This window comes from Janthinobacterium sp. SUN211, assembly GCF_030587315.1.
Classification (GTDB): Bacteria; Pseudomonadota; Gammaproteobacteria; order Burkholderiales; family Burkholderiaceae_D; genus Janthinobacterium; species Janthinobacterium kumbetense.
In genome coordinates, this window is the sequence record NZ_JAPWIC010000002.1 from 304871 (window position 1) to 321251 (window position 16381).

Sequence of the window (16381 nt, forward strand, 5' to 3'; positions counted from 1 at the left end):
GTGCGGGATGGATGCCTGGAGGAGCCGATAACAGCAGACCGCCGTGGCGGTCGCTTGATAATTACTTGGCGGCAGTGCGCGGCACGATTTTTTCAGCCGCTTGCGTGAACTGGTTCACGGCCGACGTCAGGTTCGCTTCGATGGCTTCGACGGCTTGCTTGCTGGTTTTCGAGAATTGCTCGTAGCCTGCATTGGCGTTGCCGATGGCGCTTTTCAGGATGGCGACGGCGTTTTCCGAACCGGCTGGTGCGTTCTTGGTGACTTCTTCCACCAGCGACAGGACTTTACGGTTGGTTTCAGCGATCTGCGATTCAGCAGCTTTGCTGAATTCGGCTTGCGTGCCCGACGTGATGGCAGCCAGGTGACGGCCGTAAGCGATGGCTTTTTCGGCGCCAGGCTGGGCTTGGGCAGAGGCCAGCGAGAAGAATTCTTGTGGATCTTTTGCCGACAGCAATTGCTTGGCGGCGGCGGTCGATTCTTCCAGCGTTGCCTTGGCAGCGGTCAGATTCAGTTCGACGATCTTTTCGATGCCTTCGAAGGCCTTGCCCGTCAGCGACGAGAACAGGGCGAATTGGGCTTCCAGGTTGGCTTTGGTAGCGGACGAAAATTGCTCAGGAATTGAAAACATATAAATCTCCAAAAAATCGAAATCTGGTTAATTTGATGCTGCGTGTACCGTTTGGGAAAGCAGGTGAATCTAAATTTTTCAAGCTGAACAAGAATTGTGCAACGCAACAAACCCTATTCTACGGCGAAAAAAACGTAAGTCAAGCGATTCTTGTGCGATGCAACAATTGAATAGATTTGCATCAAAAGTCATTGTTTCTAAAGAGAAATATTTGATTTCTACCTGTTAATGGTTTGTGCTTAAACTATCGTTTCCAGTGCCTGCGGGGACGATCGCGGCGCAGCATGCTAGACTTTGCCTCCCGCACTGGGCAACGCCCCGGTGCCGATCCCGTTTCCCGAGTCGATACCATGTCCAATCTTCCCGCCGCGGCTGGCGCCAGCGGCAAAGCCTCTTTCCTGACTAACCTGGCGCCGATGGCCTTGCCCGGCTTCTTTGTGTTGTTATGGAGCACAGGTTTTATTGTGGCCAAGTTCGGCTTGCCGTATGCGCCGCCGCTGACCTTTTTGCTGCTGCGCTTCCTGGGCGTGCTGGTCATTTTGTTGCCGCTGGTGCTGCTGTTGCGCGCGCCGTGGCCCGTGGGCCAATTCCGCCAGATCGCCGTGGCCGGCATCCTGATGCAGGCCGGCTACCTGGCCGGCGTGTGGTGCGCCATCAAGCTGGGCATGCCGGCCGGCCTGTCTGCGCTGATTGTCGGCATGCAGCCCGTGCTGACGGCCTGCGCCGCACCCCTGATCGGCGAATCCGTGCGCCCGCGCCAGTGGCTGGGCCTGTTCTTTGGCTTGCTGGGCGTGGCCCTCGTCGTGTATGCGAAGATCAACCTCGTGGGCTTGACCGTGGAAAGCGTGCTGCTGTGCGTGTTCGCGCTGCTGTCGATGACGGCCGGCACCATGTACCAAAAACGCCACTGTCCGCACTTTGACTTGCGCACCGGCACGGTGGTGCAGTTTGCCGCTTCCATCGTGGTGGTCTTGCCATTCGCCCTGTATTACGAAGGATTGGACTTGCATTTCAGCAATGTTCAATGGACGGCGAATTTCATCGGCGCCTTGCTGTGGTCGGTGCTCGTGCTGTCCATCGGCGCCATCTTCCTGCTGTTCGCCCTGATCCGCCGCAGCGATGCGACGAAAGTGACGGGCTTGCTGTACCTGACGCCGCCCACGACGGCCGTGATGGCCTGGCTGATGTTTGGCGAAGCCTTTAATATGCTGGGCATCGCCGGCATGCTGGTGGCCGTGGTCGGCGTGGTGTTCGTGGTCAAGAAATAATAAGCTATAGCGGGAGAGCAGGGCAGTGAACAAGCAAGCATTGGAAACACCAGCGGCGCAGCAAGCCGTCGATAGCGTCATCCTGTCGCGCCGTTCCATCCGCGCCTTTTTGCCCACGCCGGTGGCGCAGGACGAGATCGCGCGCATCCTGGAAGTGGCGGCGCGCGCGCCTTCGGGCGCCAACATGCAGCCGTGGAAAGTGTATGTGCTGTCGGGCGAGGCCCGCCTGCGCCTGTCGCAGCGCATCCTGGCCGCCTACGCCGCACCGAAGGCGCCCGATGCGCCCGCGCGCACGGCCTCATATATCTATTACCCGCGCCAGTGGACGGCGCCGTTCATCGAGCGCCGCCGCAAGATCGGCCTGGACCTGTACCAGTTGCTGGGTCTGGAACGGGGCGACACGGCCGGCATGGCGGCCCAGCATGGGCGCAATTTCCAGTTTTTCGATGCGCCCGTGGGCCTGATCTTCACCATCGAGCGGGTACTGGAGCAGGGATCCTGGCTCGACTACGGCATGTTTTTGCAAAACATCATGCTGGCCGCGCGCGCGCGGGGACTCGACACGTGCCCGCAAGCGGCCTTCATCCATTACCATGACATCATCCGCGACGAACTGGGCGTGCCGGCCGGCGAAATGGTGGTGTGCGGCATGGCCCTCGGTTATGCCGACCCGGACAAGGTCGAGAACCGCCTGAACACGGAGCGCGAGCCGCTGGCCGGCTTTGTTAAATTCATGGACAAATAGACATTACTGGCGACGGGCGGAGAAAAACAGCCGGTTAAGGATGAGTTTGTTTGCTGATCGCCAACGATTTGTATTTCATTGCTGCAATAAATACTGTCCTAACTGTTAAATAGGCTTGCGATTGCTCTGCATTTCGCTACACTGCAATAAGGCAACAGCTTCACGGGGAATTATCGAATGGCTAAGTTTAAACTTGCGCTGGGTATCCTGGCTTCCCTGCTGTTTGCACTGGCGCCGGCTGCGGCCGTGCACGCCAAGGAAGCGAACGGCAAATCCTCAGCCTCGAAGAAACACAACACCAAGAAAGTCAAAGTCGTGCTGCGCAAGGGCGCGACGGCCGCGCCGCGCGAAAAGACCGTGCGCCGGGTCGTCATGGTGCGCGGCAAACGCAAGGTCATCTATCAAAAAGTCAGCAGCGTGGCCGTGCCCATGGCCGCACCGATGCCCACCATGGGCGACCTGGCCGGCCTGAACCTGACGCGCGATCCGCTCGATCTGAAGTCCAGCGTGGCGCTGGTGCTGGACCAGGCCAATGCGGAAGTGCTGTTTGAAAAGAATTCCAATGTGGCCTTGCCCATCGCCTCCATCACCAAGATGATGACGGGCCTGGTGGTGGTCGAAGCGCACCAGGACATGGATGAGTTGCTGACGATCACGGACGAAGACGTCGACCGCGCCAAGTTCAGCAGCTCACGCCTGAAAGTGGGCTCGCAATTGACGCGCGCGAATATGCTGCACATCGCCCTGATGAGCTCGGAAAACCGCGCCGCCTCGGCGCTGGGCCGCAATTATCCGGGCGGCTTGCCGGCGTTTGTCGACGCCATGAACAGCAAGGCGCGCCAGCTGGGCATGATGGATACGCATTACGTCGATTCCAGCGGCTTGTCGAAGATGAACGTGGCCAGCGCGCGCGACCTGGGCAAGCTGGCCATGGCCGCCTTCCGCCATCCGCTGCTGCGCGAGTACTCGACGGACCCGAAAGCCATCGTCGAAGCCAGCGGCCAGCCCATGCAGTTTGGCAATACGAATCACCTGGTGGCCAATCCGGGCTGGGAAATCGGCTTGCAAAAGACGGGCTTCATCAATGAGGCGGGACGTTGTTTGATGATGCAGGCGGTCATCGAAGGACGGGCCGTGATCATGGTCTTCCTCGATTCCAAGGGGAAACAGTCGCGTACGGCTGACGCGGGACGCATGCGCAAGTGGCTGGAAGCCTTGAAACCAGCCAACATGAGCCTGCCTGGTGGTTAATGCAGAAAGTTGTCGTCACGACGCCTGACAAAACCGTCGCGAGCGGTAGTGATTTGTGGCTAAGAAGCGCAACCGTACTCTAGTACGGTGAGCATCGCAGGCCGCAAAGCGCGCCGCGCAGCAGGTTTGGTCAGGCGTTCTCAGTCTTGCGGGATATAACCTAATGTGACGGAAATCTGGTTCGCCGTTTCCACCAGATCCACCAGCCACTCATCCTGCAGGCGGTCGGCCGGGGCCGAGATCGACAGGCCGGCGATCAGCTTGCCTGTATCGTCGCGGATGCCTGCGGCCATGCAGCGCACGCCCAGTTCCAGCTCTTCATTGTCGCGCGCATAGCCGCGCTCGCGCACCAGGCTCAGCTCGCGCTCGAGCTTTTGCAGATCCGTGATGGAATTCTTGTTGTGTCCGGCCAGTCCCGTGCGCGTGGCATAGGCGCGGATGGCTTTCGGCTCGTCCACGGAGAGGAACAGCTTGCCCGTCGAGGTCAGGTGCAGCGGACCGCGCCCGCCGATGGCGCGCACCACCTGCATGCCCGAACGCTCGGAAAAGGCGCGGTCGATGTAGACGATCTCGTCGCCCTGGCGCACGGAAAGGTTGATGGTTTGCTGGGTTTTCTTGTGCAGCTGGCGCATGAAGTCCAGCGCCGCTTCGCGCACGCTGAGGCGGCTTTTCACCACATTGCCCAGTTCCAGCAGGCGCATGCCCAGCCGGTACGTGCCCGGTTCGATGCGGTCGACAAAGCGCGTCAGCACCATGTCGTTGAGGATGCGGTGCGCCGTCGAGGGGTGCAGGCCAGAAACCTTGGATAATTCCTTCAGGCTGACCGGGTCGGAATATTTGGCCAGGGCATCGAGCAGGGCGACCATGCGTTCGATCACCTGGATCGTCGTCTTCGGGGCAGCGACCGGTTCAATTTTCATGATGGATTTGGTGCAATGCAGTATTCATGCTTCTTTATACCATGATGTGAAAAAATAGTGAAATGTTCCGAGATATTCAGCGAATAAATGGTCACAGTGCTATGTCGCCCCCATAATGTGCCCACTGCGCCTGCTTTACATATGGAAAACTATGCAACCTGTAAACGAATTCAAAAGTAAAAGTGGCTTGAAACGGATTTTTTCCGCTTTTTTCTACTCGCTCGATGGCTTGAAAGCGGCCTGGCGCCATGAACACGCGTTCCGCCAGGAACTCGGTTTGTTCGTCGTCGGCACCGTGATCGCCTTGCTGCTGCGCATCTCCGCCTTTGAAAAACTGGTGCTGATCGGCGTGCTGCTGCTGGTGCTGATCGTCGAACTGATCAATTCCGCCATCGAAGCCGTGGTCGACCGCATCTCACTGGACCGCCATCCGCTGTCGAAGAACGCCAAGGATTTCGGCAGCGCGGCCGTGCTGCTGACCTGCATCCTGGCTTTTGCAGCGTGGGCCGTGGTGCTGTTCAACCGTTTCTATTAACCGCTTTATCCCCGTTGCGCGCCGTCCATATGCGAAAAATGTATATCAAACGGCGAAACGCTTCGTTCTCTTTGCGGCCATAGCGCCGTAATCTGGTGGCTCTGAAAGTTCAACCACACGGGGATCTTAGATGCTGTCGAAAAAAATCATCACTGCCGCCGCCATCAGCGCGTTTGCCCTTCTGCAAACGGCGCAGGCTGCCGATATCACCCTGCTCAACGTGTCATACGACCCGACGCGCGAGCTGTACCAGGATGTGAATACGGCGTTTGCCAAGGAGTGGAAAGGCAAGACGGGCGACAACGTCAAGATCAAGCAATCGCACGGCGGTTCCGGCAAGCAGGCGCGCGCCGTCATCGACGGTCTGGAAGCGGACGTGGTCACCTTGGCCCTGGCCTACGACATCGACGCGCTGGCCGAGCACAAGCTGCTGGCCGCCGACTGGCAAAAGCGTTTGGCGCACAACAGCTCGCCTTACACCTCGACCATCGTGTTTCTGGTGCGCAAGGGCAACCCGAAAGGCATCAAGGATTGGAATGACTTGATCAAGCCGGGCGTGTCCGTCATCACGCCGAACCCGAAAACCTCGGGCGGTGCCCGCTGGAACCACCTGGCCGCGTGGGGTTATGCCTTGCGCCAGCCGGGCGGCAACGAAGCCAAAGCCAAGGATTTCCTCGGCAAACTGTATAAAAACGTGCCCGTGCTCGATTCCGGCGCGCGCGGCGCCACCACCACCTTCGTCGAACGGGGTATCGGCGACGTGCTGATCGCCTGGGAAAACGAGGCCTACCTGGCCGTCAAGGAACTGGGTCCGACCAAGTTCGACATCATCACGCCATCCGTCAGCATCCTGGCCGAGCCGCCCGTCGCCGTCGTCGACAAGTTTGCCGACAAGCACGGTACGCGCAAGGTGGCCGAGGCTTACCTGAACTACCTGTACACGGATGAAGCGCAAGACATTATCGCCAAGAACTACTACCGTCCGGCAACGGACAAGGCGGCGAAGAAATACGCGTCGCAGTTCGCCAAGGTCAACCTGTTCACCATCGAGCAAGTGGCCGGCGGCTGGACGGCGGCACAGAAGGCGCACTTTGCCGACGGCGGCATCTTCGACCAGATCTATCAGCCGAAGTAATCTTCACTGGCAGGCGGCAACGCTTGCCGGAATCGATCACGCAAGGACACATCATGGCGCTGCGCAGCTTTTCCGATTACCGGGTACTGATCGTGCCGGGCTTGCATAACAGCGGTCCCGAGCATTGGCAGAGCCGCTGGCAGCGCCTGTATCCGCAATTCGAGCGGGTCGAGCAGGACGATTGGAACGCTCCCGACCTGACTACCTGGTCGGCGCGCCTGGACCAGGTGCGGCGGCAAGATGCGCGTCCTACCCTGATCGTCGCCCACAGCTTCGGCTGCCTGACGACGGCGCACAGCCTGGCCCGCGACCCGCAGGGCGTGGCCGGCGTGCTGCTGGTGGGGCCGGCCGATCCCGACAAGTTTGGCGTGGCCAAGGCCTTGCCGCAAAAGCGCCTGCCTTGCCCCGGCATCCTGATCGCCAGCCAGACGGACCCGTGGATGACGGCCGAACACGCGGCGCAGTGGGCACGGCGCTGGAATTGCAAGTATATTGATGGCGGTGCGCTGGGCCATATCAACGCCGAGTCGCGCCTTGGTGACTGGGTCTATGGCCAGGCGCAACTGCAAACACTGTTTGATCTGGCGCAAAGCGACAAACGCCACCGTCAGGCAGCCTGATTCGACGCACATCCCATTGCCACACAACCTCTCAAGGAGATCACGATGACTTTACGCCTGGGCGATGTCGCCCCTGATTTTGAACAAGACAGCTCGATCGGCCCCCTCAAGTTCCACGAGTGGGCGGGCAATTCCTGGGTGGTGCTGTTTTCCCACCCGGCCGACTTCACCCCCGTGTGCACGACGGAACTGGGCCTGACGGCCAAGCTCAAGCCGGAATTCGACAAGCGCAACGTGAAGGCCATCGCCCTGTCCGTGGATGCGGCCGAGTCGCACAAGAGCTGGATCAAGGATATCGAAGAGACGCAAAACACGGTGGTGGGCTTCCCCATCATCGCCGACGTCGACAAGAAAGTATCGGTGCTGTACGACATGATTCACCCGGAACAGTCCGTCACGGCCACCGTGCGTTCCGTCTTCATCGTCGACCCGAACAAGAAAGTGCGCCTGATCCTCACGTATCCGCTGAGCACGGGCCGCAACTTCAATGAAATCCTGCGCGTCATCGACGCCCTGCAACTGACGGACGGCTACACGGTGGCCACGCCCGGCAACTGGAAAGATGGCGACGACGTCATCATTCCACTGACGGTGCAAGACCCGGACGTGATCAAGCAGAAATATCCGAAGGGATTTACGGCAGCCAAGCCATACTTGCGCCTCACGCCGCAGCCAAACAAATAAGAGCACCGAAAAAACGTCCATGGCGTTGTTGCATTGCCTCGCCGTACATTCGTACTGTCTTCGGCAAGGCGCCTAGCCCTGAACGTTTTATTCGGCGCTCTTGTTCCCACAAAAACGCACCTCACCGGTGCGTTTTTTTTTGCCCAACGATTCGTAGGGCAAGTATGCAAAATCCATCTAAGCAAATGAGAAATGGTTAGTTCTTTTTATAACGAATGCATGTGATTATTGCACTCTATAACTCAAAAATGTAATAAGAAGGAGTTTCTATGTCTGCAGCATCAGCAGCACCGCTCAAGGCGCGCGGAGCGCCGTTTCGTGTCATGCCGGGGTTTAAGCTGTCACTGGGCTTCACGCTCTTTTACCTGGCCTTGATCGTTCTCATTCCGCTGTCGTCGGTGTTCCTGAAAACTTTCACCATGACATGGGACGCCTTCTTCAGCGCCGTCACGTCCGACCGTGTGATGGCCTCGTACCGCCTGACGTTTGGCGCTTCCCTGATCGCCGCCCTGTTGAACGTGGTGTTTGGCGGCATCCTGGCCTGGGTGTTGGTGCGTTACAAATTCCCCGGCAAGCGCATCATCGACGCGCTGGTCGACTTGCCGTTCGCCTTGCCGACGGCCGTGGCCGGCATCACCCTGACGGCCTTGTATTCGTCGAACGGCTGGTTCGGCCAGTTCATCGAAGGCGTGCTGGGCATCAAGGTGGCGTTCACGCCGCTGGGCGTGGTGGTGGCGCTGACCTTCATCGGCTTGCCCTTCGTCGTGCGCACCGTGCAACCGGTGCTGGAAGACGCGGAAAAGGAACTGGAAGAAGCGGCCGCCAGCCTGGGCGCCAATTCATTGCAAACGTTTATCCGCGTCATCTTCCCCACGATCTTGCCATCCTTGCTGACGGGCTTTGCGCTGGCGTTTGCCCGCGCCACGGGCGAGTACGGTTCCGTGATCTTTATCGCCGGCAACATGCCGATGGTGTCGGAAATCACGCCGCTGTTCATTATTACCAAATTGGAACAATACGATTACGCAGGCGCCACGGCCATCGCCGTGGTGATGCTGGTGGTGTCTTTCCTGCTGTTGTTGACGATTAACCTGCTGCAAGCATGGACGCGCGGAAAGGCGAAGAAATCATGAGTACGAATACGACTGCCATCGCTGGCGTGGACAATGCGCGCCCGACGGCGCGCCGCTTCGAGCCGAATGTCGGCCCCGTCGTGCTGGAACCGTTGTGGGTGCGCACGGTATTGATCACCATTGCCCTGCTGTTCCTGACGACCTTTTTGATCGTGCCCCTGGTGGCCGTGTTTGCGGAAGCGTTCAAGAAGGGCTGGGAAGCGTATATCGCCGCCATCATCGATCCGGACGCGATTTCCGCCATCAAGCTGACCCTGATCACGGCCGCCATTGCCGTGCCGCTGAACCTGGTATTCGGCGTGGCCGCTTCCTGGTGCATCGCCAAGTTCGACTTCCGTGGCAAGAGTATCTTGCTGACCCTGATCGACTTGCCGTTTTCCGTCTCGCCCGTGATTTCCGGCCTGATCTATGTGCTGATGTTTGGCGCCCAGGGCTGGTTCGGCCCGTGGCTGCAGGCGCACGACATCAAGATCCTGTTTGCCGTGCCCGGCATCGTGCTGGCCACCATCTTCATTACCTTCCCGTTCGTCGCACGCGAGCTGATCCCGCTGATGCAGTCGCAGGGCAGCGAAGAGGAAGAGGCCGCCATCGTGCTGGGCGCCTCGGGCTGGAACACCTTCCGCCGCGTGACTTTGCCAAATATCAAGTGGGGGCTGCTGTATGGCGTGATCCTGTGTAATGCCCGCGCCATGGGCGAGTTCGGCGCCGTGTCCGTCGTCTCCGGCCATATCCGCGGCGAAACCAACACCATGCCGCTGCAGGTGGAGATTCTGTACAACGAGTACAACTTTGCCGCCGCGTTTGCCGTCGCCTCGCTGCTGGCCCTGCTGGCCTTGGTGACCCTGGCCCTGAAAGCCTTCATTGAGTGGCGTTTGAACGAGAGCGACGCCGACGATTCCGCCTTACGTTCCACGGAGCACTGATATGACCATCGCAGTTAAAAACATCCACAAGCGTTTCGGCGATTTCGTCGCCCTCGACAATATCTCGCTGGACTTTCCCGCCGGCGAACTGACGGCCTTGCTGGGCCCGTCCGGTTGCGGCAAGACAACCTTGCTGCGCATTATTGCTGGCTTGGAACATCCGGACAGCGGCCAGGTGCTGCTGGACGCGGAAGACGCGTCGAACCGCCATGTGCGCGAGCGCCAGGTCGGTTTCGTGTTTCAACACTATGCGCTGTTCAAGCACATGACCGTGTTCGAGAACGTGGCCTTCGGCTTGCGCGTGAAGTCGCGCAGCGAGCGCCCGTCGGAAGACCAGATCCGCCGCAAGGTCAAGGATTTGCTGGAACTGGTGCAGCTCGATTGGCTGGCCGACCGCTATCCGCCGCAATTGTCGGGCGGGCAACGCCAGCGCATCGCCCTGGCGCGCGCGCTGGCCGTCGAGCCCCGCGTGCTGCTGCTCGACGAGCCGTTCGGCGCCCTGGATGCCAAGGTGCGCAAGGAATTGCGCCGCTGGCTGCGCCGCCTGCATGACGACTTGCACGTCACCAGTATTTTCGTCACGCATGACCAGGAAGAAGCGCTGGAAGTGGCCGACCAGGTCGTACTGATGAACAAGGGCACGGTCGAGCAACTCGGTTCCCCAGAGCAAGTCTATAACCACCCCGCGTCGCCGTTCGTGTATGGCTTCCTCGGCAACGTCAACCTGTTCCACGGCCGCGTGCATGACGGCGTGATGGCCACGGGCGACGCCAGTTTCGAGGTGCCCGACTACGCGGGCGTGAGCGACAGCAAGGGTACGGCCTATGTGCGTCCGCACGACCTGGAAATCGACCGCTACACGCAGGGCGCGGAAGGCATCGTCGTGAAACTGAGCCGCGCCCATGCGATCGGCCCGCTGGCCCAGCTGGACTTGCAGCGCGTGGATAACAGCGAACTGATCGAAGCGGTGATGTCGAACGAGCGTTTTACCCACCTGCAGCTGAAGGAAGGCGAGACATTGGTTGTCCGCCCGAAACGCCTCCATGTATTTGTTGAACCCACCCGAACTTGATACAGGATAGCCATGAACTTTCAACAATTGCGATCGATCCGCGAAGCGGCCCGCCGCGGCTATAACCTGACGGAAGTGGCCAACGCCCTGTTCACGTCGCAACCGGGCGTGAGCCGGCAAATCCGCGAACTCGAAGACGAGCTGGGCGTGGTGATTTTCGAGCGCAACGGCAAGCGTTTGACGGGCTTGACGGAGCCGGGCAAGGGTATCCTGAAGATCGTCGACCGTCTCTTGATCGAGGCGGAAAACCTGCAGCAGGCCAGCCTCGAATACAGCGGCCAGACCAGCGGGACCTTGTCCGTGGCGGCCACGCACACGCAGGCGCGCTATGCGCTGCCGAAAGTGGTGCAAAGCTTCCGCGCCGCTTTTCCCGAAGTGCGTATTGCGCTACAACAAAGCGCGCCCGAGCACATCGCGGAATGGGTGCTGTCCGGCAAGACCGATATCGGCATCGCCACGGAAGGCTTGAGCCAGTTCCCCGACCTCGTGTCGTTCCCGTGCTACCGCTGGAGCCATCTGATCGTCGTGCCCGACGGCCATCCGCTGCTCGAACATTCGCCCATCCGCCTGGAAGACCTGGCGAAATATCCGCTGATTACCTACGACAAGGGTTTCACGGGGCGCGGCCATATCGACGACGCCTTTGCCAAGGCGGGCGTGGCGACCGATATCATCCTGACGGCCATGGATTCCGACGTCATCAAGCAATACGTGGCGCTGGGCCTGGGCGTGGGCATCGTCGCCTCGATGGCCTTCGACCATGGCCGCGACAAGGGGCTGCGGGCCGTGGAAGCGTCGCATCTGTTCGCCACCAACACGACGCGCCTGGCCGTGCGGCGGGGCGCCTACCTGCGCGCCTACGCCTACGAGTTCATCCTGCAGCTGGCGCCGGACTTGACGCGCGAAGACATCGACCGCGCCATGGCGGGTGAGGACGCCCTCTAGGCGATGGCAGCCCTTTGCGCGCGCGTCAGGCTGGCCACGGCGCGCGCGTAGCTATCCTGCACCAGTTCCGCCAGGTAATCGGACGGGAAGTGCGCCACGTCGACGATGGTCACCCAGTGAAAGCGGCCCATGTAGCGGGCCGGTTTCACGCCGGGCATGTCCGTCAGTTCGATAAAGCGTCCGGCGCTGGCGCGCAGGCTGAAGCGCCACTGCTCGGGTGCGCTGGTCTTAAAATAGGCAAACTTCTTGCCGCTCACTTCATACACGAGGATGTTCGACGGCGCACCGTACAGCACGGCTTGCGCGCCGGGCAGGGCCGCGCAAACGTCTTTCAGTTCATCACTTGTCATTCGTCAACCGCCATGAATTGTTGGGTGTTATGGTCGAAGGCATAGGCCGCGCCGGCGGGTGCGTCCAGCAGCGCAATGAAGCGGTCATCCACGCCGAGCACGGCGCCCAGCGACACGAGGGCCACGTTGGCGCTGTCGTTGATGTAGTTGTCGCTTTCATCATTCGCCGTGAAGCGCCAGCCGCTGTCGTCGGCGTTGTCCGGTTCCTCGCGGTACAGATAGCCGACGGGCGCGCCGTCTTCCAGCACTTTTTTCGTGACGAAGCACAGGCCCGCATAGCGGTTGACGAGGTTATCGTCATCGTCGTGCTGCGTATTGATGATGTGGCGCGCCGCGAAGGCGACGGGGTCTTTGGCTTGCAGATCACGGATGTAGCCTGGCGTGTTGTCGAGCTTGCCGGTGAAGTGGCCGCCGGCGTCCACCGTATCGACCAGCACCCACATGCGCTCGGCGCCCGGCGCCTGCGGATCGTCGCTGTGGAAGGCGAAGATCAGCTTGACCACCTCGCCGGGGCGCACCTGGGCGATGGCCTCGGGCGGCGATTTGTAGAAGGTGTAGGGATGGCGCGCCGCCAGTTCTGCGGCGTCGGCCAGGTGCCAGCTGGGCATGGTTATCCGTCATCAAGAAGAGGAACGCCCATGGTAGCCGATTGCGTGCCAGGATGACCACGCCTACCTTCCGGCTTGCCGTTGCCGCAGGGCTACACCGCTATCTGGCATGTGCCGATCTACAACAATCCTGCTGCCAGGAGCGGCGCCCGGACATGGCAGGGAGGGCGGCATGCCCCGCGATAGCCGGCACCGGCCATAAATCGATAAGGCCAATTGAAAATGCCAATGGTAAAAATTGTTTCTTTTATTGTATTTCGATTTCCTGAATGATATCTTTTGCTCTGCGATGTGAAGTGACAGAAAAATAATCAATATTGCATTTATTGAAATATTTATATCAGGGAAATATATGAACATGACCAAACGCGCGTTGCTGGGGCTTTGCCTGACCGCCGCGGCTTGCCTGGCGCCATTGGCCCAGGCGGCGAGCTGGGTGGAAATCACCGATCCTGCCATGACGGGCTTTTCGGTGGGCGGCAAGACCGTCACCTATGGCAGCGTGGCAGCGGACTCGGTTTGGGTCTATGACGGCGCCAACCCGCCCGGCGCGCAAAGCGCGGCCGCCATCCAGAGTTTGGTCAGCAGCACGTTCGGCCTGCCGTCCAGCGGTACCGGCTCCTTGGTCTTTGCCGCCCAGGGCGACTTGGCCAGCAGCAACTCTGGTTCGTTCACCGTCAACTCCAGCTTTGACTACCTGGCCGTGCATTATGGCCGTGGCGAACTGTTGTTCCACTGGGACACGCCGCTGGCCGCCAATACGGTTGTCACCATTGCCAACCTGCCGCGTGGCCTGAGCAATTTCCGCGCGTTCAATTCGGTTTCGGCAGTGCCTGAGCCAGCGACCTACGGCATGCTGATGCTGGGCCTTGGCCTGGTCGGATTTGCCGCGCGCCGCCGCGCCTGAGCCTGCAGCGCCTGCGGGCGCATGCGCTGACGCATGAAAAAAAAGCCTGGAAACGCGATGCGTTCCAGGCTTTTTGCATGGCAGAGCGCCATTTACCAGCTATAGCCGGCCTTGGCGTAGTAATAGCGGCCGTTGAAGCCGTTCGGCGCGAAGATGCTGTAGGGCTGGGTGCCGTTGACGTTCAGGTTGCCCGCGCTCGTCACTTGCGCCGGGTAGCGGTTGGTGACGTTGTCGATGCCGGCCACCAGGCGCCAGTTCTTGCCCAGCTTCACGGAACCGGACACGTCCAGCACCCATTGCGGGTCGTACGTCTGGTCCAGCTTGACGTCATTTTGCGGTACGGTGAAGCTGCCGTAGCGCGTCACGACGCCGTGCGCATTCCAGATGCCGAAGCTGTAGTCGGCGGCCAGGCTGAACTTGTCCTTCGGCGACGCCACCGTGATGCGGTCGATGCTCTGGCGGTCGATCAGTTTCAGATTGTTGGCCGTCAGGATGGCCGGATTGTCGGCGATTTTCCGTACCGTGCTCTTGTTGTGGTTGTACGCCACGGTGAGGTCCAGGCGGTCCTTCTCCTGCAGGTCGATGCGGTAGGTGCTGACGATGTCCACGCCTTCCGTGCGCGTGTCGACGGCGTTGGTGAAGTAGCGCGCCGCGCCCACCGGCGTGCCTTGCGCGGCCAGCTGGGCCTTGAGCTTGTCGTTCAGCGCCAGGTTGGCCGAGAACAGGATGCGGTTGTCGATGTCGATGCGGTAGGCGTCCACCGTCGTCGTGAAGTTGCGGCTGGGCTGGAACTGCAGGCCCAGGCTGTAGTTGCGGGCCTTTTCCGGTTTCAGGTCCTGTGCACCGAGGGCGCGCGCCTGCGGCGTATTGACGGCGAAGGTGCCCGTCTCGATGGCCGTATTGTTGCCGTTGATGACCTGGAAGTTGGTGGTGGTGATGGTGTAGTACTGCTGTGCCAGCGATGGCGCGCGGAAGCCGCTCGATACCGTGCCGCGCAGGGATAGCGCATCCGTGAACGCATAGCGGGCGGAACCCTTGGCCGAGGTAGTGCTGCCGAAATCGCTGTAGCGCTCATGGCGTAAGGCTACGCCGCCCGAGAGTTTCTTCGTCGCTTCCGCTTCCAGGTTCACATAGATCGATTCGTTGTGGCGCGAATGGCTGCCCGCGTTGGCAGGACGGAAGCCGGCAAAGCCTTGCGAGCCGCCGCCCGTGTACGACGCTGCGTTGCCTGCGCCGATGCTGTACTTTTCATGGCGTGCTTCGGCGCCGACGGCCACCGTCAGCGGGCCGGAGAAGGCGGCGACGGGGAATTCGCGCGCCGCATCGAGGTTGAACACGGTCTGCTCGTTTTTCAGCGAACCCGCATAGAAATGCGTGGGGCTGTTCGCGCCCAGCGACTGGTTGACCGTGTTGTCCAGGTCCAGCTCGAACTTGTTGCTGCCGTAATTGAGGCTGGCATCCCAGCGCCAGCCGGCGGCTTCGCCGCGCAAGCCCGTGACGATGGACTGGTCCGTCAGCGTGCTGTTTTGCAGCGGCAAGAAGCCTTCCGGGTAGATCGGCGTGCGCTGCGAATACGCCTTGGTGACCGCATCCTGGATCAGCGCCGTGCGCCACGTGGCGGCAGCCGACGTGTCGCGCTTGCCATAGTTGCCGAAGGCATACCAGTCGAGGTTGTCGCTGATGCGGTATTCGCTGTTGAGGAAAATCGTCGCCGGCTTGCTTTCCGGGTCGCCATAGCGCTGGTTGACCTTGCCGTAGCGCGGTTCCAGTGGGTTGCGGAAGTCGGCGCCGGCGCGGTTGGTCGGGTCGCGCTCGGCCACTTCCGCCGAGACGCGCACCCAGCCGTCCTCCCCCAGGGCGAAGCCGGCCGAACCCTTGATGGATTTTTGCTTGCCGTCGCGTTCCTGCGTCTGGCCATAGCCCACTTCGACGTCGCCGCCGGCCGCGCCTTTTTTCAGGATGATGTTGATCACGCCGGCGATGGCGTCGGAGCCGTACTGGGCCGCCGCGCCATCGCGCAGCACTTCCACGTGGTCGATGGCGGCCAGCGGGATGGCGTTCAGGTCGACGGGCGCCGAGCCGCGGCCCAGGGAACCGTTGACGTTGACGACGGCCGACGTGTAGCGGCGCTTGCCGTTCACCAGCACCAGGGTCTGGTCGGGCGACAGGCCGCGCAGCTGGGCAGGGCGCACGGCGTCGCTGGCGTCGGCGCCCGTGGCGCGGGCGAAGTTCAGCGAGGGCAGCAAACGCGCAAGCACGGTGGCCAGTTCGGCCGAGCCCGTGCTTTGCAGGTCGCGCGAGGTGAGGATGTCGATCGGCGATTCGGAATCGATGGTGCGGCGGTTCTTGGCGAAGGTGCCGGTGACAACCACCGATTGCAATTCGCCTTCGGCCGGCAGCTCTTGCTGCGCTTGCGCTTGCATGGGCAGGCTGAAGCAGGCGATCAGGCTGGCGGCGATAACGGTTTTTACGGGCAGGGCGGGAAGCTGGGAGCGGGCGTTGCTTGAACTCATCGACGATATCTCTTCGGTTGGTGGTTACGCGGACCATGGCGGTCCGACGATGAAATCAGATTAACAGTGGGCACGTGGCGTGCTTACGAATCGTTCTGTCTATCGATATGCAATAAATATCTGAAACACGTCAACATGGCGCGA

17 protein-coding genes are annotated in these 16381 nt (G+C 60.7%); 12 read left to right on the forward strand and 5 right to left on the reverse strand.

The window, feature by feature from the left end; translation table 11 throughout:
• Positions 1-61: 61 nt before the first annotated feature.
• Positions 62-628 (reverse strand): phasin family protein, encoded by a 567-nt coding sequence (locus O3301_RS07030; RefSeq protein ID WP_099666796.1) that lies wholly within the window; start codon positions 626-628, stop codon positions 62-64.
• A 350-nt stretch (positions 629-978) separates the two neighbouring features.
• Here O3301_RS07030 and O3301_RS07035 point away from each other — a divergent pair, with 350 nt between their 5' ends.
• The 3 genes from O3301_RS07035 (at position 979) to O3301_RS07045 (ending at position 3892) form a co-directional block, all read left to right on the forward strand.
• Positions 979-1896, forward strand: a complete 918-nt coding sequence (locus tag O3301_RS07035; RefSeq protein ID WP_369812177.1) for a DMT family transporter — start codon at positions 979-981, stop codon at positions 1894-1896.
• A gap of 25 nt (positions 1897-1921) precedes the next feature.
• Complete coding sequence (locus tag O3301_RS07040; RefSeq protein WP_099666798.1) at positions 1922-2641, forward strand: nitroreductase; 720 nt, start codon at positions 1922-1924, stop codon at positions 2639-2641.
• A gap of 177 nt (positions 2642-2818) precedes the next feature.
• Positions 2819-3892 (forward strand): serine hydrolase, encoded by a 1074-nt coding sequence (locus O3301_RS07045; protein ID WP_289916897.1) that lies wholly within the window; start codon positions 2819-2821, stop codon positions 3890-3892.
• A 140-nt stretch (positions 3893-4032) separates the two neighbouring features.
• Here O3301_RS07045 and O3301_RS07050 read toward each other — a convergent pair whose 3' ends face one another.
• On the reverse strand, positions 4033-4812 hold the full coding sequence (locus O3301_RS07050; protein WP_099666800.1) for an IclR family transcriptional regulator: 780 nt from the start codon (positions 4810-4812) through the stop codon (positions 4033-4035).
• Positions 4813-4963: 151 nt separating this feature from the next.
• On the opposite strand from O3301_RS07050, the gene O3301_RS07055 reads away from it, so the two are divergent.
• From O3301_RS07055 to O3301_RS07090, 8 genes are all read left to right on the forward strand, one after another.
• Positions 4964-5347 (forward strand): diacylglycerol kinase, encoded by a 384-nt coding sequence (locus O3301_RS07055; RefSeq protein ID WP_251350676.1) that lies wholly within the window; start codon positions 4964-4966, stop codon positions 5345-5347.
• A 130-nt stretch (positions 5348-5477) separates the two neighbouring features.
• Positions 5478-6482, forward strand: coding sequence for a sulfate ABC transporter substrate-binding protein (locus O3301_RS07060; protein ID WP_099666802.1), 1005 nt, complete (start codon positions 5478-5480; stop codon positions 6480-6482).
• Positions 6483-6535: 53 nt separating this feature from the next.
• The gene (locus O3301_RS07065) at positions 6536-7102 is read left to right on the forward strand and encodes an alpha/beta hydrolase (protein ID WP_225242381.1); all 567 of its coding nucleotides are present in this window, start codon (positions 6536-6538) and stop codon (positions 7100-7102) included.
• 45 nt (positions 7103-7147) lie between these two features.
• Complete coding sequence (locus O3301_RS07070) at positions 7148-7786, forward strand: peroxiredoxin (protein ID WP_034785187.1); 639 nt, start codon at positions 7148-7150, stop codon at positions 7784-7786.
• A gap of 323 nt (positions 7787-8109) precedes the next feature.
• Positions 8110-8919 (forward strand): sulfate ABC transporter permease subunit CysT, encoded by an 810-nt coding sequence (cysT, locus tag O3301_RS07075; protein ID WP_099408869.1) that lies wholly within the window; start codon positions 8110-8112, stop codon positions 8917-8919.
• The gene (cysW, locus tag O3301_RS07080) at positions 8916-9842 is read left to right on the forward strand and encodes a sulfate ABC transporter permease subunit CysW (RefSeq protein ID WP_034785420.1); all 927 of its coding nucleotides are present in this window, start codon (positions 8916-8918) and stop codon (positions 9840-9842) included. Before cysT ends, cysW begins: the two co-directional genes overlap by 4 nt.
• A gap of 1 nt (position 9843) precedes the next feature.
• A complete protein-coding gene (locus O3301_RS07085) occupies positions 9844-10914 on the forward strand; it encodes a sulfate/molybdate ABC transporter ATP-binding protein (protein ID WP_034747519.1) in 1071 nt (356 codons plus the stop codon).
• A 12-nt stretch (positions 10915-10926) separates the two neighbouring features.
• Positions 10927-11859, forward strand: a complete 933-nt coding sequence (locus O3301_RS07090) for a CysB family HTH-type transcriptional regulator (protein WP_034785189.1) — start codon at positions 10927-10929, stop codon at positions 11857-11859.
• Here O3301_RS07090 and O3301_RS07095 read toward each other — a convergent pair.
• Entirely contained in the window at positions 11856-12209 is a 354-nt protein-coding gene (locus O3301_RS07095; protein ID WP_305055987.1) for an MmcQ/YjbR family DNA-binding protein, read from the reverse strand. The two genes, O3301_RS07090 and O3301_RS07095, sit on opposite strands and share 4 nt — an antisense overlap.
• On the reverse strand, positions 12206-12817 hold the full coding sequence (locus tag O3301_RS07100; RefSeq protein ID WP_305055988.1) for a DUF2185 domain-containing protein: 612 nt from the start codon (positions 12815-12817) through the stop codon (positions 12206-12208). Before O3301_RS07100 ends, O3301_RS07095 begins: the two co-directional genes overlap by 4 nt.
• A 352-nt stretch (positions 12818-13169) precedes the next feature.
• On the opposite strand from O3301_RS07100, the gene O3301_RS07105 reads away from it, so the two are divergent.
• On the forward strand, positions 13170-13724 hold the full coding sequence (locus tag O3301_RS07105) for a PEP-CTERM sorting domain-containing protein (RefSeq protein ID WP_289911248.1): 555 nt from the start codon (positions 13170-13172) through the stop codon (positions 13722-13724).
• 92 nt (positions 13725-13816) lie between these two features.
• On the opposite strand, the gene O3301_RS07110 is transcribed toward O3301_RS07105, so the two are convergent.
• A complete protein-coding gene (locus tag O3301_RS07110) occupies positions 13817-16237 on the reverse strand; it encodes a TonB-dependent siderophore receptor (RefSeq protein ID WP_305055989.1) in 2421 nt (806 codons plus the stop codon).
• Positions 16238-16381 lie beyond the last annotated feature (144 nt).

Coding starts and splice junctions, on each gene's coding strand:
- O3301_RS07085 (WP_034747519.1), top strand. CDS start 9,844: ATGACCATCGCAGTTAAAAACATCCACAAGCGTTTCGGCGATTTCGTC.
- O3301_RS07105 (WP_289911248.1), top strand. CDS start 13,170: ATGAACATGACCAAACGCGCGTTGCTGGGGCTTTGCCTGACCGCCGCG.
- O3301_RS07045 (WP_289916897.1), top strand. CDS start 2,819: ATGGCTAAGTTTAAACTTGCGCTGGGTATCCTGGCTTCCCTGCTGTTT.
- O3301_RS07090 (WP_034785189.1), top strand. CDS start 10,927: ATGAACTTTCAACAATTGCGATCGATCCGCGAAGCGGCCCGCCGCGGC.
- O3301_RS07070 (WP_034785187.1), top strand. CDS start 7,148: ATGACTTTACGCCTGGGCGATGTCGCCCCTGATTTTGAACAAGACAGC.
- O3301_RS07035 (WP_369812177.1), top strand. CDS start 979: ATGTCCAATCTTCCCGCCGCGGCTGGCGCCAGCGGCAAAGCCTCTTTC.
- O3301_RS07060 (WP_099666802.1), top strand. CDS start 5,478: ATGCTGTCGAAAAAAATCATCACTGCCGCCGCCATCAGCGCGTTTGCC.
- O3301_RS07065 (WP_225242381.1), top strand. CDS start 6,536: ATGGCGCTGCGCAGCTTTTCCGATTACCGGGTACTGATCGTGCCGGGC.
- O3301_RS07050 (WP_099666800.1), bottom strand. CDS start 4,812: ATGAAAATTGAACCGGTCGCTGCCCCGAAGACGACGATCCAGGTGATC.
- cysW (WP_034785420.1), top strand. CDS start 8,916: ATGAGTACGAATACGACTGCCATCGCTGGCGTGGACAATGCGCGCCCG.
- O3301_RS07110 (WP_305055989.1), bottom strand. CDS start 16,237: ATGAGTTCAAGCAACGCCCGCTCCCAGCTTCCCGCCCTGCCCGTAAAA.
- O3301_RS07055 (WP_251350676.1), top strand. CDS start 4,964: ATGCAACCTGTAAACGAATTCAAAAGTAAAAGTGGCTTGAAACGGATT.
- O3301_RS07095 (WP_305055987.1), bottom strand. CDS start 12,209: ATGACAAGTGATGAACTGAAAGACGTTTGCGCGGCCCTGCCCGGCGCG.
- O3301_RS07030 (WP_099666796.1), bottom strand. CDS start 628: ATGTTTTCAATTCCTGAGCAATTTTCGTCCGCTACCAAAGCCAACCTG.
- O3301_RS07100 (WP_305055988.1), bottom strand. CDS start 12,817: ATGCCCAGCTGGCACCTGGCCGACGCCGCAGAACTGGCGGCGCGCCAT.
- cysT (WP_099408869.1), top strand. CDS start 8,110: ATGCCGGGGTTTAAGCTGTCACTGGGCTTCACGCTCTTTTACCTGGCC.